The 17,224-nt window shown below is 43.6% G+C and carries 11 protein-coding genes; all 11 read right to left on the bottom strand.

What is annotated here, in order from left to right; genetic code table 11:
* Nucleotides 1-458: 458 nt before the first annotated feature.
* Nucleotides 459-2,870, bottom strand: a complete 2,412-nt coding sequence (locus AC1DV1_RS30195) for a glycoside hydrolase family 2 TIM barrel-domain containing protein (protein ID WP_477368166.1) — start codon at nt 2,868-2,870, stop codon at nt 459-461.
* A 37-nt stretch (nt 2,871-2,907) separates the two neighbouring features.
* On the bottom strand, nt 2,908-3,084 hold the full coding sequence (locus AC1DV1_RS30190; protein ID WP_477368163.1) for a hypothetical protein: 177 nt from the start codon (nt 3,082-3,084) through the stop codon (nt 2,908-2,910).
* A gap of 162 nt (nt 3,085-3,246) precedes the next feature.
* Nucleotides 3,247-4,608, bottom strand: a complete 1,362-nt coding sequence (locus tag AC1DV1_RS30185; RefSeq protein ID WP_477368160.1) for a glycoside hydrolase family 27 protein — start codon at nt 4,606-4,608, stop codon at nt 3,247-3,249.
* A 156-nt stretch (nt 4,609-4,764) separates the two neighbouring features.
* Entirely contained in the window at nt 4,765-6,342 is a 1,578-nt protein-coding gene (locus tag AC1DV1_RS30180) for a glycoside hydrolase family 43 protein (RefSeq protein ID WP_477368157.1), read from the bottom strand.
* A 43-nt stretch (nt 6,343-6,385) separates the two neighbouring features.
* Nucleotides 6,386-8,503 carry an alpha-L-arabinofuranosidase C-terminal domain-containing protein gene (locus AC1DV1_RS30175; RefSeq protein WP_477368154.1) on the bottom strand — a complete coding sequence of 706 codons (2,118 nt, stop codon included), beginning with the start codon at nt 8,501-8,503 and terminating at the stop codon, nt 6,386-6,388.
* Nucleotides 8,504-8,638: 135 nt separating this feature from the next.
* Nucleotides 8,639-10,000 (bottom strand): glycoside hydrolase family 43 protein, encoded by a 1,362-nt coding sequence (locus AC1DV1_RS30170; RefSeq protein WP_477368151.1) that lies wholly within the window; start codon nt 9,998-10,000, stop codon nt 8,639-8,641.
* A gap of 94 nt (nt 10,001-10,094) precedes the next feature.
* Nucleotides 10,095-12,251 carry a glycoside hydrolase family 3 C-terminal domain-containing protein gene (locus AC1DV1_RS30165; protein WP_477368147.1) on the bottom strand — a complete coding sequence of 719 codons (2,157 nt, stop codon included), beginning with the start codon at nt 12,249-12,251 and terminating at the stop codon, nt 10,095-10,097.
* Nucleotides 12,252-12,281: 30 nt separating this feature from the next.
* Complete coding sequence (gene galA, locus AC1DV1_RS30160; RefSeq protein ID WP_477368143.1) at nt 12,282-15,161, bottom strand: beta-galactosidase GalA; 2,880 nt, start codon at nt 15,159-15,161, stop codon at nt 12,282-12,284.
* Between the two features lie 312 nt (nt 15,162-15,473).
* Nucleotides 15,474-15,704 (bottom strand): hypothetical protein, encoded by a 231-nt coding sequence (locus AC1DV1_RS30155; protein ID WP_477368140.1) that lies wholly within the window; start codon nt 15,702-15,704, stop codon nt 15,474-15,476.
* A 185-nt stretch (nt 15,705-15,889) separates the two neighbouring features.
* Nucleotides 15,890-16,180: a hypothetical protein gene (locus AC1DV1_RS30150; protein WP_477368137.1), complete on the bottom strand. Its 291-nt coding sequence runs from the start codon at nt 16,178-16,180 to the stop codon at nt 15,890-15,892.
* A gap of 123 nt (nt 16,181-16,303) precedes the next feature.
* Nucleotides 16,304-17,224: hypothetical protein (locus tag AC1DV1_RS30145; protein WP_477368134.1), on the bottom strand; the 921-nt coding region annotated here is incomplete at its 5' end.

The raw sequence follows: 17,224 nt of genomic DNA, 5'->3' as shown, positions 1-17,224 counted from the left end.
ATACTTGACCGCATTGTTCACCACTCATTAAGGGTCGAATTGTATGGCGAATCACTAAGGAGAAGAAACTCTAAATCAGAAAATGTATTTTTGTAAAAATAATAGTTGTTAAACCGGACAAAAACATCCGCTCTCAGGAGCCTATCTGTACAACAACTTTACTCTCTTTCAAACCCTAACTCAGAGGGGTCACTTTAGATTGGCGAAGAGGGGTCAACATCAGTGGTATATCCATAACCTACTGCCCCCCAAAAAAGGCTCAAAACTAAAAAAAAGCTTTTCATATCATTATTTTATAAAATTTTGATCCTTCATTTAAAATACTTTATCCATCAACACCCATTTAACTAGCCAGACACATGATGATCAACTATAATAAATTAACTAACAATGCCTCAGGACGCCGGATTAAATTTAATTACAATTCTTTATAAGTTATAAGCCATTAGGCATTAGCGCTAATGCCCAATGGCTTTGATATATAAAATAGCCCCTGATAGGTTGGGGGAAGTAACCGTCAATTTAATATCGCCCGAACTGTGCGTGCTTCTGATAACAACCAAGGCACGTCCGTGCCAGGCCTTACGTGTATCCGCTGCATATGGATCTGTGTCCTTCAAATCGGCATTATCTGCTCCCGCAATGGTGGCAGGCCCTTCAATTTTAAAATGCAGGCGATTTATAGCATTCGGTTGAACTATGCCGGCACTGTCTGTTATCTCAATGGTGACATAGGCCAAATCTTGCCCATTTGCCAATAACTTTTTATGGTCGGCAGTCAATTTTATTTTTGCAGCTCCGCCCGACGTTTGCAAAACAGTTGATTCAACCTCTTTATCGTTATCCACACCGACAGCCTTGAGCTGTCCCGGCGAATAGGGCACGGTGAATTCGGCTTTATGTTCCTGCGCTATTGCCGTAGGTTTTTCGCCAATAAGTTTATTGTTGAGATAAAGGCGCACCTTGGGATATTTTGAATAAACTTCCACTTTAATATCCTTTCCAACATAATCCGGCCAGGTCCAGCTTTCCCAGGTTGGCCAAACAGACCACCACGTTGTTTTAATTTCCAAGGGGGCTGGTTCAGGTTCCCGGACAGCCATGAAAAGTTTTTCGGTATTATTGTATAACAAGTTACGATAATGCGAAATCGGCTTCCTCCATCCAATCAGATCAACATCTCCACAATAAGCACCATGCCAGGGGAAAAAATCATGTTCCCAGTGTTCGCCAGGCATATCGCCCGAATAATACCAACGACCTATTCCTGATTCTCCAAGATAATCTATAGCCGTCCAAACAAAATCACCAAGAACATAATTGTTGTCTTCTACCAGCTTCCAATTGGCAAAAGCATCCTTGGGGTACGATTCAGTTTGAATGATCATTCGTGAGGGTACCCGCTGATGATCAGCAGGCGCGCTCTGCAAATGATAATTATACCCGCCAATGTCATGCGCCGCCATCAAGGAATCAAGCGTTGCCCAGTCTTTACCATTATCCACAATGGCCGATGTAACCGGACGGACAGCATCTATTTTTTTTATGGCACCTGCAAGCATTCTGGCCGTTTCTACGGCTCCCTGGCTACCCCTTTCTGCTATCTCATTACCAATGCTCCATATGACGATTGATGGATGATTACGATCCCGCATAACCATGGCTTCCAGATCGCGTTTCCACCACTTGTTAAAATATTCGGCATAATCATGTTTGTTTTTCCCTACTTTCCAACAGTCAAATGCTTCATCAACAACCAATAAGCCTAATCTGTCACAAGCATTTAAAAATGCCGGGGATGGTGGATTGTGAGAAGTTCTTACAGCATTGAACCCCGCCTCTTTGAGCAGTTCAACCTTGCGTTCCTCTGCACGGTCAAAAGCAGCGGCACCCAGGCAGCCATTGTCATGATGCACACACCCTCCATTCAGTTTTACTGTTTTTCCGTTAAGCTGAAACCCGTTTTCCGTAGTAAATTTGATGGAACGTATGCCAAACCCGGTCGCTGTTTGGTCAACTATTTTTTTATTTTGCAATACCTGTATCCGGGCACTATATAAATGCGGCGTTTCCGGCGCCCATAACATGGGGGCTGATACCGTAATTGTTTGAGCAATTTCCTTTTCGCTGTTAGCAGCCATGTCAACAGTTACTTGTTTATTGCCTGCGTTTTTAGCGTTTGGCCCTTTCAGCAAGGTACTAAGCACCAGATGTTGAGGCGACCCGGTTTCGTTTTTAATTAATGTTTTAATTTGAACGGTTGCTTTTTTTGCAGACACATCTGGAGTGGCAACTGAAACTCCCCACTCGGCTATATGCACAGCATCGGTAACATTCATCCAAACGTGGCGATAGATCCCGGAACCGCTGTACCACCTGCTGTTCACCTGTTGCGAATTATCAACCCGTACGGCTATCACATTCTCATGATTAAAATCCAGAAACGGTGAAAGGTCATAGCTAAATGACGAATAGCCATAAGGATAAACTCCAAGTGATTTCCCGTTAATGAAAACTTCAGAATTCATATAAACTCCTTCAAAGTAAATGGAAACCTTTTTGCCTTTCCATTCAGCCGGGGCTTTGAAAGCTTTCCGGTACCAGCCAATTCCTGCAGGAAAGTATCCACCGGCTCCGCCCGTCGGGTTTTTGGGGCTTATTTTCCCTTCTATACTCCAATCGTGTGGTAAATCAAGGCTTCGCCAACTCATATCGTTAAAATCTTTTGATTTTGCAGACATAGTATCTCCCAGAAAAAACTTCCAGTTATAATCAAATAGTTGTTTTCGTTCAATACCATTTTGACTTTGAGCGAGACTAAAATTAATGCCGGCCAAAAGCAAAAAGAAGGTCATAAATATCGTTTTCATAAAAATGAGCGTGTTTTTGAATTGTAGAATAATACATTTAGTTGTGAAACCATCCCATATTTCGGCGCGTTGCCATGGAGCACGTCTTTTTTTTCAGCGTCATTTTGCTGATGATGATGCTGATCTTCGCTTTAAGTGCAGCCTCGCTTTTGTTTTGTGCCCAAACGCCGCCGGCCACGAAAAATGCCATAAAACAGGCAATGGTATATTTCATAAATTAGTCTTTCTTTTATTTTTTGTCGATGCTATTTATCTGTGGCTGTAGGTTCAACAGCAGATGTGTTTAACCCTGGCGATATTGCTTTGATGTAAGCATTATCGGTTACAGCGCGAAGGAGCCGAAATTTTTATTTCCCCCTTATAAGTTAGCCGGACCCTAATTAAGCAACGATAGTTTTAACAAAGCGGCCCCGTGTGTATTGATCGTTTTTTTATATCCTTTTTTAAAGGTACCTACATCTTGTTTTTCCCAAAGGTCCCGAACGACTACCTTTCCTTCCAGGCCAAGTTGGGCAAAGTTTACATCCACATCCTGCGGCTGTGCCGCCAGGTTGAATAAAGCGACATAAATATCCTTACTATTGGGCACGTGCGAATACCAAACTATTGCATCATTAGTTTTGTATAACTGGCGCGGTTCGGTCCCATGTTGGTTAACGGCTATCACCTCATCGTTTGTAAACAGTTTCAATTCCTGTTCCCTGTTTTCGGGCAGGTTGCCGCCCAAAATTAACGGGGAGCGGAAGATGGTCCAAAATGTCATATGCGAATACTCCTCGTCTTTTGTAAAACGGCTATAACGCTCGGCACCTACAGGGCCCCGTTTTGACAACTTGCCTATCTGTATCATATCACAATCGGGCCAATGGCCGGGGCCGCCAAGGCCTTCCCATTGTTTGCCATAATTAAACATTTGCAATACGGCGGGCCATTCGTCCCAAAAGTCATTGGCCACCCGCCACATATTGGCATTTTGTTTTAAGTTATCAGCTTTAAAAACAGGCGTAGCCCCTGGTGATGTACTGAACACGATGGCCCTGCCGCAACTATCAATTGCCTCGTGGTAGCCCTCAAGCTCCGCAGTGCGATAAGGAGCCGATAAGTCATCAACCTTAATAAAATCGACGTTCCAAGCGGCATATAACTTCAATATTGAATTCAGGTATTCCTGCGCTCCGGGTTTAGCCATATTCAGGCCAAACATGTGGTTGTTCCAGGCGCATTTTGAACCGGTATCGGCTATCATATCAGCAGTTATGCCATTAGTGCCCATTACGGGTGATTTTGCCCATACTGCCTGGCGTGGGATGCCACGCATTACATGAATACCAAATTTCAACCCCAGCGAATGGACGTAGTCAGCCAATGGCTTAAACCCTTTACCGCCCATTGCCGACGGAAACTTAATTGTATCAGGTGTTAGACGCCCCCATTGGTCCATAGCCAGCCAGGGGCTATATGAGCCATCTTTAAGTCTTTTTTGAAACGGGTCGCTGCTTCGGCTATCAAAGGACCATAAAAAATCCACCACTATATACTGCCAGCCATGCGCCTTCAGGTTTTTAGCAACGTAATCAGCATTTGCTTTTACCTCATCCTCATGAACCGTCATACCGTAACAATTGTAACTGTTCCATCCCATGGGTGGGGTTAGCGCAACACCCGTGTTTTGCGCCTTTACAGATGTACAAAAACTAAATACTATTAAAAAAGTTAAAACTTTCCAGGTTGTGGTCATCTATCGGAGATTTATATTGTCAATAATATGTAACTGGTTGCGTTCAACGACTTATTAGTGTTGTAATAACTGGTTTTACGCTTAAATCATTAATTTCTTGCTTACTACATCTTGTTAATGTCAGGATGCCTATTTATTTGTTTAACTGGTTGAATTTTATTTTTCCGGGGAAATGGAATCTGTTATATGAAAAAAGTCAAAGTCGGCCGCTCCCCCTATATTTTTTGTAGCATAACTAAACAAAGCAAAACGATAGCCCATAAAATGCGGGATGCTATAAGCCATTTTTAATTGTGTGCCCAATGGTATCCACGTTTTCCCTTCCAGGCTATAAAAAAAATCTGCCCCGTCTTTTCTGTTTGTAAAATTGCATTCCGCCTTAAAGTACACTACCTTTTGATTTAAGGGGATTTTTTGTGCTTCTACAGGTTTTCCGGTACTTGCATTAATCATTAAGACAGCTTTGCTATTCCCTGTTATTTTGACACCGGCCAATCCGTAATTTTTTTGCAAAAGGCCCAAACCCGCAAAATCACCATCTTTCATTTTAGAAATGTCGAGCGAAACTGTCCCGGAGCATACCGGGCCGATAGTGCGTTGTGTCAATGAATTTCGTGCCATCAGGAAATTGGTGTCGATCCTGCCGGTGCTGAGTCGTAAATACCCTTTCCGCGCTGTAACAGACCACAAACTATTATCCGGGTTATGGTTCCATTGCCAAACCAGTGGTAATGCACGTTCGCCTTTTTTACGGGTAAACTCGTCCGAAGCAACAATGCCTGGGATCAAACCTCTACTGGCTGGCAGATCTAATGTATCCGGGGCTTTTCCGTTTTCTCCTAATACAGGCCAACCGTCTTCCCACTTTACAGGAACCAGATAGGGAATTCGGCCAACAGAACCAAAATCGCGAAAGAGATAAGAGAACCAGCGTCCGTCTGGCGTCTCAATAAGTCCACCCTGGGCAATTCCTCTATCCTGTAAGCCAACTTTTCCTTCCCAAGGACCGTTGATATCATCTGCCCTATGTATAACTACAGTTCTGTTTTTACCTCGTGGGGCGCAAATATTAAATAGATAATATTTTCCATTTATTTTATATAATTGAGATCCTTCAGCGCCAATGCCCATGTCGTTTCCTGCTGGTGCGTGGGCGTTTTCAATGATAACTTTCACCGGAACGCCTGGTCTAACTCCCGTCAGATCGTCATTTAATTCAACAAGTTTTAGTCTATCTGCATCATAAATTAAATAGGCTTTGCCATCATCATCAAAAAACAGAGAATGGTCATGATACGCTGGTTTAAAGGAAATTCTTTCCCAATTTCCTTTTTCTATATCTTTCGTTTTAAAAATATAAGTTTCACCTGTGGTTTGTGCAAAAGTGGTTACATAATACATACCTTTATGGAAGCGCAGACTGCTCGCCCATGAACCCTTGCCGTATGTGTTTTTACCTTCTGTCAAATTTAGCTCCGGCATATCTGCCAAAGTATCATAGGCATAGTTGATGATTTTCCAATTGACAAGATCTGTAGATTTCATAATAGGCACCCCGGGATTCATGTGCATCGTTGTACTGCTCATATAATAATTTTTACCAACCCTGATCATAGAGATATCGGGAACATCTGCATAAATAACAGGATTAGTGGCTTTTTGCGCGTATAAGCAGGGCGCTATAAGCGTGATAAGTAAGGCCGTCGTCCATAACCTGTAAATCGCATTTCTCATATTGACATTTGTTTTTTGTCCTGGTATTCTTACCTGGATTCAATTATTTATTTAATGTATTTATTTGAAGCACGCTTACTGAATATGGATCGAAAGTTCTTGTAAACTTAGCGCCTGCCACTTTTATCCTGGAGGTAACCGGAACTATCTTTACTGGATCGCTGATCGTGTTCGTATCTTCGGGTTTATCACCTTTTATGACCACGGTAATACCCTCGGGAGAAAGTTTTCCGGCACCCTTCAGATCGATATCAACCTGCTGCGGCTTTCCTGTTGCATTTACTACTTTAAGAAACAGTTTTCCCGTTTTGGTGTCCCGGGTAGCTACATAAAACATGCCTGGTATAGGTTTGGGCATGTTGTTCGCCGCGCTGTCCTGTTTGGTGGCAGGCCGCGTTTGGGTGGGGATATTGGCGCCTGCTATAGGCACCACTTTATTGCCGATATAGCTGTTAAACATTACCTGTACATGGTACGAGGGCGAACCAAAACTTGTCAATGCATCATAACCTATCAGGTTTGATTCCCATTGCCATGCTTTCGGCACGGTTGCGGTAGCCTTATTTACATTTGCAAATAAAGGCGCATAGCATGAGCGGATAACGACGTCTGAGTTACGTTCCATACCCGTCATCCACGCGGCATCACCGAGGGCGGCATTCAAAGTGGTGGTGGGCATGCCTTCCGTTGTTGCCCATTCACCTACAAACACTTTATAGCCATTGCGGTCGTAGTTATCATAATGTGCCGCATCCTCTTCCATTCCCCAGGCATTGCGGTAATAATGTTCATCTACAATTTCGGGCTTGCGAATGGTTAATTTACTCCTGCTCCCAAGCCAGTCTTTACCGCCGATGCTTGCAATACAGTGAAGGTTAGGGTATTTGGCTTTAATGCCATCATAAAACTGGGCAAAACGTCCGTCGTAACTGCCAGATTCGTCAAACCCGTCTTCGTTACCAATCTCCACATAGCTGAGTTTAAAGGGTGCCGGGTGCCCGTCTGCCGCGCGCTTAGCGCCCCAGTAGGTGTGTACGTCGCCCGTAACATATTCAATTTCATCAAGCGCATCATCTACATATGGTTTTAAAAGCGGGCCTGCGTCCACATGGTCGCCATCAAGTGAATAGCCGGCATGAACGGCAAGAAGCGGTTCCATCTTCAGGTCTTCGCACCATTCTAAAAATTCAAGCAAGCCCATCCCGTCGGTAGGGCGATAGCCCCATGAGCCGGTATGGCCGGGACGATTTTCAAGCGCGCCTAAAGTGGTCTTCCATGGGAAGGCATCGGTCAATTTCGGGCCTTCGAGGAAATTACCGCCGGGAAAACGTAAAAAACGGGGTTTCATATCGGCCAGTAACTTCATTAGATCTACCCGGTTCCCATTAGCGCGGTTATGATAGGTTGGCGGAAATAAAGAGACGAGGTTAAAATAATAAACCCCGGTACGGTTTGTGGAAATAACAAAACGAGCGTCAGTTGTTGGTTTAACACCAGCGCCGGTTGTTAATTTAAGTTCATATTTTTTCCAAAAGGTGCTTTTTACTAAATTAATAGTCCCCGAAGCATATATTGTTTTACCGTCATTACTTTCTATGCTTACGGTTATAGGCCCAGCCGTGTTATCGGCAATTACCGTAACAGCAGCTGTATGCTTGGGAGCCCATGGCTCGTTAGGCACTGGCTTACCTTCTGTACCCTTAATATAAAAAGAGGCGTTATAAGTTGTATTAGGCAAAACAGGTATGCCCCAATAGCCTTCATTTGCAATACCGGCCCTACCACCGCCGGTATCCACCAATAATCTTAAACAGGTAGTTAACGCGCCATTAATTGCATGGCGCCGCTGATCTGCCGGTACATAGTCGGAGTTTGTGGCAACCAATTGAATGGTGGCCTTCGCGCCACCTTCTTTGATTACGCTCCAGGCTTCCGGCGTATTGCGGTTGTCTTTAAAGATCCTGTTCCTGATCAGCTCGGCATACAAACCGCCATCGTAAGAATGGTTGATCTCTTCGGTCATCAACCCATACAGTTGCGGACTTACATTTGCGCCTGGCTTGGTTAAATCAAGCGTAAGCTTAGGGTTTTGCGCTTTTAAGCTTGTTGCTGTGAACAGGAACAGGCACAAACTTGAAATGGGTAATAACTTTTTCATCATGAAATTTAATATTATTTATTGTGTTTTTTACACTTATTTTATAGAGCCAACGGGGCATTTCCATTAAAATTTCCCTCGGGTACAAATCTTACGCGAACGACTACATTAAGTAAATTCTTAAGCCCCTATTTATTTCTAAATGAATTTCCACCAGTTGAAATTAAACAAATGCCCCTGGCCACCTTTAAACACAAAGTACACATCGTGAATACCTCTTGCTTTGTTAACCGCAACAGATTGGGTTCCCCATATTTCCAAACCGCCTGTGCTTTTTACGGATAAGGTGCCCAGTAAGAAACCGGTGGGACTGTCAATGTGTATCTCTATTATACCTTCATCGGTATTTGCTGCCACATTCGCATAAAATGACTTTGGGTCTCTTTTAAAATCCACGCTTCGTACTTTAATATAATCACCACTATCTATAGCTGTTACGTATATTCCATTATTCCCTATCGCGGTACTAACACCCGATTCCCAGGCTATTGTTTCGGCCTCCTGACGAACAAAAGGATTTAGGTTTCTTACTGCTTCGGTTACGCCTTCGGTAGTCGGGGTGATCATCGGAATTGTACCGTCAGGTTGATAAGTAAATTGATCAACACAAACCGACCTTGTAAAACCCCCTCCGCCCGGTAAAGCTTCGTTGTGATAAAAAAAGTATGATTTACCATGGTAATCTATCATCCCAGGGTGGTTTGTAAATGCGCCGCGTTTCTTGATAATGCGCATAAGTGTATCCCGGTACACCCACGGACCAGTTGGCCCGGTACTGGTAGAATAAGCTATATGCTCCGGCACACCACCGGCAGGATATACCATATAATACATGTTTTTTCGTTTATAAAACCAGGGCCCTTCCTCGTATTGGCTGAAACGGTTGGGATTTCCGGTACGTTTCCCAAACCCTTGCTCCGTAAGCGGGACTTTTTGTATCTCTCCTGAATAAGAGATCATATCCTGATTTAATCTCACATAAAACAACTGTGGGTTTCCCCAATACAGATAAGCCTGGCCATCGGTATCAATAAATACCGTGGGGTCAATATCGCCAAGGCCAGTGTAAGCTAAGGGATGGCCAATGGCATCAATAAATGGCCCTTCGGCTGTTGTGCCAACGGCTACCCCAATAGCCATACCTTTGCCGTCAGCCCGGGTCATCGGCACATACCAGTAAAATTTACCATTACGAAAAATACACTGCCCGGCCCAGGCATCTTTACTTGCCCATGAGAATGTTTTTACCGATAACGGCGCGCCCCTGTCGGTCCAATTCACCATATCTGTGGTTGAAAATAAGTGCCAATCCTTCATAATGAACGGCGTAGCTTTATCCTCGTCGTGGCCGGTATACAAAAATACGGTGTCGTGGTACACCATAGGTGCCGGATCGGCGGTAAAAATGGTTTGGATAATTGGGTTTTGGGCTTGCAAGCTTGTTGCAGTGAACAGGAGCAGGCACAAACTTGAAATGGGTAATATTTTTTTTATAGTCAAAGTCAATATTATTAATTGTTTTCTTACACTTATTTTACAAGACCAACAGGTCATTTCCATTGAAAATTATTTCTAAGTTTATCGGTATTCGGGTTTATTTAACCAGGATTTTTACTGTTTTTGAAATCTCGCGTGACGAATTACCTAACTGAATAATAAATTCGCCGGCTTCAACTTTCCATGATTTTTTTGTCTCGTCATAAAAAGCCAGATCGCCAACCTTTACATCCAGTTCAACTGTTTTCGTTTCGCCAGGCTGCAGAAAAACTTTCTGGAAAGCTTTTAATTCTTTTTCAGGACGCAAAACAGAACAAACCGGATCGCTTACATATAATTGCACAACTTCAGCACCATAACGGCTACCTGTATTTTTGATGGTGAATTTTGCGTGGATGGTTTCACCCTTTTTATAGCTTGATTTATCTGTGGAAAGTTTGCTGATGGAAAAATCAGTATAGGAAAGCCCATAACCAAAAGGGAATTGGGGTTCAATTTTCTTAGTATCGTACCAGCGGTAGCCAACAAGTATGCCCTCTTTATATTCAGCCGTAGCGCCTTCGCCCGGATAAGTATTTAAAACGAAAGCAGGGGAATCTTTTAACGAGACCGGGAAGGTAAACGGCAGCTTTCCCGACGGATTAATGACACCTTTTAATACATCAGCCAGTGCATTCCCAGCCTCCGAGCCGTTAAACCACGACCAGACAACTGCATGATTGGCTTTTTTGATTTCATTCAGGTTATACGGAGCGCCGCCCATTATTACAATGATGGTATTGGCATTAACGGCTGTAACCGCGTTAACCAATGCCTGCTCGCCAAAAGGCAGTTCCAGGCTTTTACGGTCATGGGCTTCACTTTCATATTCACGGTTTGAACCGATACATAATATGGCGACATCGCTGGTTTTAGCAAGCGCTACCGCCTCATCAATCAGTTTTTGATCGGGTTGGGCATAGCCACGATTTTGTTCGTCACTATTACTTGCCAGGTAGTTTGCTTTATAGCCCCGGGCAAAGCTGATACTCGCTGTTTTGCCGAACCTTGATTTTATGCCCGCTAACGCGGTTATCTCGTGTTGCGCTTTTACACCGGCTCCATACCCGCCCAAAGCAAATGTGCGGATGGCATTATCGCCAATGACAGCAATGCTTTTAATGTTACCCGCTTTTAAAGGCAACAAATGGTTGTCGTTTTTTAGCAAAACGATAGATTCTGAGGCAATATCATAGGCGGTTTTGGCATGCGCTGCTGTAGCGATAGATCCTTTGGGATGGTTGGCACTCATGGAGGTATGGTACATTACCCACAAAATCCTGCGCACCTTATCATCTATTGTTTTTACCGAAACCTGGCCTTCCTTAACAGCTTTGAGTAAGGGTTGGGCAAAATACCATTGATCATACGGTCCGCTTGACCCCATTTCAATGTCCAACCCGTTATTGGCCGCGGCAACGGTATGGTGCGTCCCGGACCAATCCGACATGACCACTCCTTTAAAGCCCCATTCGTTTTTCAGTACTTTATTTAATAAAAAATCATTCTCGGAACACCAATAACCATTCAGCTTATTGTAGGCCGACATAATGGTGTAGGCATCCCCTTGCTGTATGGCTGCTTTAAATGCCGGGAAATAAATTTCGCGCAATGCCCTTTCATCAACTATCGTATTTACGCTATCGCGGTTAAGTTCCTGGTTATTGGCGGCAAAATGTTTTATACAGGCTGCCACATGCTGGCTTTGAATTCCTTTTACAGATTGAACGGCCAATTGACTGTTTAAATAGGGATCTTCCGAATAATATTCATAGGTACGGCCGCAAAGGGGCATCCTGCAAATATTGAATGCCGGTGCAAGCATTACAATCTTTTTACGGGCATTGGCCTCCTCCCCTATTACAACTCCATATTTGTTAGCCATAACCGGGTTCCAGGTGGCCGCTATTGCCGAACCATTTGGTAAAAACGTGGCAGAATCGGTTGTCCAGTTAGCCGATGCCCAATCAAAACGCTTTATCTCTTCACGCACACCTAAGGGCCCATCATCGCATGTTAGCTCCGGGATACCTAAACGTGGTACGCCTGCCGAAGAAAAAAGCGCGTTTCCATGTAGCATTCCTATTTTTTCTTCCAGCGTCATTTTACTAACGATGCTATTGATCTTCGCTTTAAGCGCAACCTCACTTTTGCTTTGTGCCGAAACTCCGCCGGCCACGAAAAATGCCATAAAACAGGCAATCGTATATTTCATAAATTATTATTTCTTCTCTTTTTGCCGGTGCTATTTATTTGCGGCCGTAATTTGAACAACAGTTGCTTTTAAACCTGGCGAGGTTGCTTTTAATATTATCTGGCCTGGCTGCCCGGTCGATTGTACAATAACCTGGGCGTTCCCGTTAAATAGTTTTCTTTTATAAGGCGCAGCCGAATAAAGCAGCTGGATTAAACCTGGATCGGTATTAACGGCCGACCAGATATTCGCTTTGAGCAATGGCGTTGCCACAATAGCTATGGTATTGATGCCCGGGTGCAGTAATGAGGCATCCAGTTTAAGTTCGGGGCTTTCATTACTCTCCTTAATTTCTTTAGCTATCTGCTTACCGTTAATATAAATGCTTTGCACTTTGCCAATATTTTTACTGAAAAATGTAGCGGTAGCAGCTGTAGCATCAGTGGGAATGGAAAAGCCGGCCCTGTAAACCAAGGCTTTTACTTTTTGCCCAAAATTATCATCCCGCACATCTTTAAATGCAGTTTGCCAACCGCTGTCGTCATAATCTGCCGCTACTTCGGCCTTTACATTTAAATCGTCAACAAATTTTTCCTTTAAATTGCCAATACTTGCCAGGTTAACCCGCTCTACATATTGATCGGGTTCAAGCGAAGTCTGATTTCCGTTGCCTACGCCTATAATTTTACCAGGTCCCTCAATTGAAAAACCAACCTCATTTTCGGCCGTTGGCACGCCCAAAGCATTTTTATCAGCAGCCTGTACGGCAATTATGGCAATATCCTTTCCATCGGCTTTTATTGCTGCCCTATCGGCCTGTAATTTAATTTGAGCAGGTGCCAAACTAGTTTTAACAATATCGCTACCTGCTTTTGCACCTTTTTTGTAGCCCATGGCTTCCAACGTTCCTGGTTGATATTTTACCTGCCATTCCAGGTGCCCGTTTGGTTCCATAATTTTTTTACCGAGACTTTTTTTATTCAGAAAAAGTTCAACTTCGTCGCAGTTACTATAAGCGCATACCCTTATTTCCTGGCCTTCTTTACCTTGCCAGTTCCAGTGTGGCAGCAGGTGTATCACGGTTTGATCCGTCCACCATGATTTTAAATAATAGTAATCGTCTTTAGGAAAGCCACAGGCATCAACCATACCAAAATAGGATACTACCGAAGGCCACCCAAACGGTGTAGGCTCGCCGCGGTAATCAAACCCCGTCCATATGAACATACCTGCCAGGTAGGGGCGCGCCGCATAATGTTTCCAGCCTTGCTCCAGGCTATAAAAAAATTCGTTTTGCTTTCTGTCGTATGCAACAAGTTGCTGCTTACCCATATCATCCTCATAAATTCCTCGTGAGGCCACGGTCGATCCTTCCTCGGTACCCCAGCTAAACTGTTTGGGGAACTTCTTATGCTGTTCGTCGGTATTTTTAGTTGCTACATAATTATAGCCCAACACATCTATTTCTGTTGATATCCCATTGCCAATGCCGCCACTTATAGCTGCTGTGATATAGCGGCCCGAATCAATAGATTTGGCAAAGGCCTGCATTGTAGCGGCTATACGCGCCCCGGTAATATTACCTTCAATACCCCACTCTTCGTTCCCTATCGACCAACTGATGATACTGGGATGGTTTCTATCGCGCAGGATCATCCTTTTCAGGTCATTTAGTTCTGTAGATGCTACGCCCATTAAGCGATTTTCATCTATAACCAGCATACCCAACTTATCGCAGGCATCCAGCAATTCGGGCGTTGGCGGATGATGTGAACAGCGATAGGCATTGGAACCCATACCTTTTAAAGTACGGATCCGAAACTCCTGTAAAGCATCGGGCATGGCAGCACCTACACCGGCATGATCCTGATGATTATTGGTTCCCTTTATTTTAACGTGTTTGCCATTCAGAAAAAAACCTTCGTTGGCATCAAACCTGATGGTGCGAATTCCAAATGTTGTTGTATAACTGTCGGTAACAGCGCCATTCTCTTCAACGGTGGTAAGCAACCGGTGCAGGAAGGGGGTTTCTATCGACCATAGCTTAGGATTAGTTACAGGTAAAACGCTTTTAACATCCTGCGATGTAAAAGGTTTCAAAGTAAGCCCTGTCGCTTTGACGGTAGCAAGCGTTTTACCATCGGCGTCAACAATGGTTTGCGTTACGCTGAAGCTTCTTGCTTTTTTATCGCTATTAATAATCGTGGCCGTTGCATTAACATCAGCAATATTATTTTTCACCTGGGTTGTAACACATGTTCCGTTGGGAGCAATATGCAGCTGGTCGGCCTTATTGAGCCAAACATGCCGGTAAATACCGGCGCCTTCATAAAACCAGCCTTCTTCCATGGTTGCATCAGCCCGTACTGCTATAACATTATTACCTCCATAGTTCAAATATTCAGCAATATCGTACTCAAAGCTATTATAGCCACTAGGCTCGGTACCCAGGTAATGCCCGTTGACCCAAACTACGCTGTTGCGAAAAACACCGTCGAAAGCTAAGGATATATGCTTACCCAGATCGGTAGCGGGAACAACAAAAGTTTTACGATACCAGCCCACGCTGGCATCAGGAAAGTTCCGGCCTATCGCCTTCGATCCGTGGCTTGTGCTACCCTTAGGACTAAAAGGCTGTTCAACCGCCCAGTCGTGCGGCAGGTTAATTTTAYGCCAGCCCCTATCATCAAATCCCGGCGATGCAGCGCCGTCGCCAAAGCCGGTTTTAGCGAAATAGGAAAAACCTCCGGTTCCGTTATAAAAATCCTTTGCCGGATCATAAGGATGCCCTAATGCAAAGCGCCAGTCATTATCTATACACACGTGTTCGCGTTTTGATGCGGCCACCGAAGGCTGCGCATAGGTGGCTGTTTTTACCGTTACCAGTAACAGGATACAAAGGATCCCTTTTTTTATATATTTATTTTTCATTGTCAATTGGCCTGCGCTGGCAAGTCCGATAATCCTAAAATGTTCTATAATCTTTTCTTCTCCGTGATACTATTTATTTGCGGCCGTTTTTTTCACCAACCCCTGGTTTAAAGCCAGCCCAGGATTCCAGCTCGCGGCAAGGGATGTTCCCGGAGGAAGCGTATTGACGAATCAATGGTCCAATCCGAATAACCCCAGTACTGCCTGTTAATTTCAGTACGAACACCATGCGGTCTACATTTTCTTGTTTTAACTTGTTACCTGTTTAACTGCGTGTGCCAGCCCATATCCACATAGCGTATAGTTGAAATCTTACTCTGATAGGTAACGCAACCCATAATGTTCTAAACATTTTTGAGTGAAGTTCTTAATAAGTACCAGGCCCTCGTTAAATATTCTTTCCGATTCGGGCGATATGAGAGGGTTCTTGAAGAAAGCAGGATGCTCCTTTAGCAAAATACCAATCGTTTCGAAATTTTCTATCAAAGCTTTAATGTCACTTTCATTTAATTCCCGCGCTTTTGAAATCATTTGATTTTTCATGTTCTCTTTTTTAATCAGGTTTCATTTGCCGCGGATATCAAATTCGCGGGCGTACACAGAATTAGGTTTTATTTCAATTTGTTGTTTTACCACAGGCGAGCCTTGTTTAACTGGGTGGCCCTGCCCATATCCACATAGCGTATAGTTGAAATCTTATTTTGGAAGGTAACGCATCCCATAATATTCTAAATCCCATAATGTGCTAAACATTTTTGAGTGAACTTCTTAATAAGAACCAGGCCCTCGTTACACATTTTTTTCGCTTTAGGCGTTAAGGTAGGGTTACTGTAGAAGGTAAGGTGCTCCTTAAGCAACATCCCAATCGTATCAAAATCCTCTATCAAAGCTTTAATTTCACTTTCATCTAATTCCGGCGCTTTTGAAATCTTTTGATTTTCCATGTTCTCTTTTTTTGACCAGGTGTCATATATCGCAGCAATCGTCATGCGTTCAAATAGATCACTGTTCATTTCCATCGTGTTGAGAAAAGAATTGTCAGCGTTAGAAAAAATGCCGGGACCTCTCGGTAAAGGCCCCAGGCATCCACTTATATTCAACTAAAACTCTCTCTTATTTAATTTTCAAACCTCTGATCGGACTTAATAAAATTTCCATTCATCAAACAAAAAACCCTCTCCTTTAAATACAAAATAGATATTCCCCACTCCTTTCTTTATGTTCAGTTCTATTTTCTTTGAGAGCGTAGTCCAGTCCTTCGCATCACATATAAGGGAAACAAGAGCCGGGCCTTTAAGATTATTTACATAAACATCAATTCTACCTGTTCCTTTCACCCGGGCTTCGAATTTGGCAGGGACATGTTTGCTAAAATCGGCTCCCCGCACCATAAGACATTGTTTATCTATTTCTCCTATGGCAACCATATTACCCTCATTGCCATCAGCTTCGAACTGGACTTGCCCCGAAGTGCCCGCAGTGGTTTCTGCTTGCTGAACAACGAATGGATTTAATAGGTTAAGTTGTGAGGGGCCTTTAAAAGTTGCGCTGACCATGGGTAAAGTCACATCRCCCCCTTCATCTACCTGTATTGGTTCGATACCCGCATTACGAAAACCACCCTTGGTGTTAAAATAATCCTGTAAATACATGGCATGGTARGCAAGATAATATTTSTCTTTAAACTTGAACACGTGAGTGTGATTGTTTGTCAAAGGKCCCACRTTAACGTCRCCRGTATTCTTAAAGTAATTATCGCGATACTTCCAACTATCCGGATTTAAGGGTGTTTTACTCGTCATATAAGATATGTTGCATGCGGTTGGTTTAGCAATATTGCTATAAGGCCATACAGTGCGTTCATCCCAACTCGTACAATAGCTATAAACCCAGGTCCCATTGATAAAGTTAAGGTCGCTGGCCTCATTAAAATAAGGAGCGGGTATCTTAGAAATACTGCTGGCCAAACTGATCATATCTGCTCCTAATTTGACAATCCTGGCATTATCCGGCATATATTTTGTTTTGGGCGTTCCGGCTCCAAAAACCAGCCAGCCTGTACC

It is taken from the genome of Mucilaginibacter sp. P4_D1 (assembly GCF_056401935.1).
The sequence above is the reverse complement of the archived record's forward strand: the minus strand, read 5'-3'. Positions and strand labels throughout refer to the sequence as shown.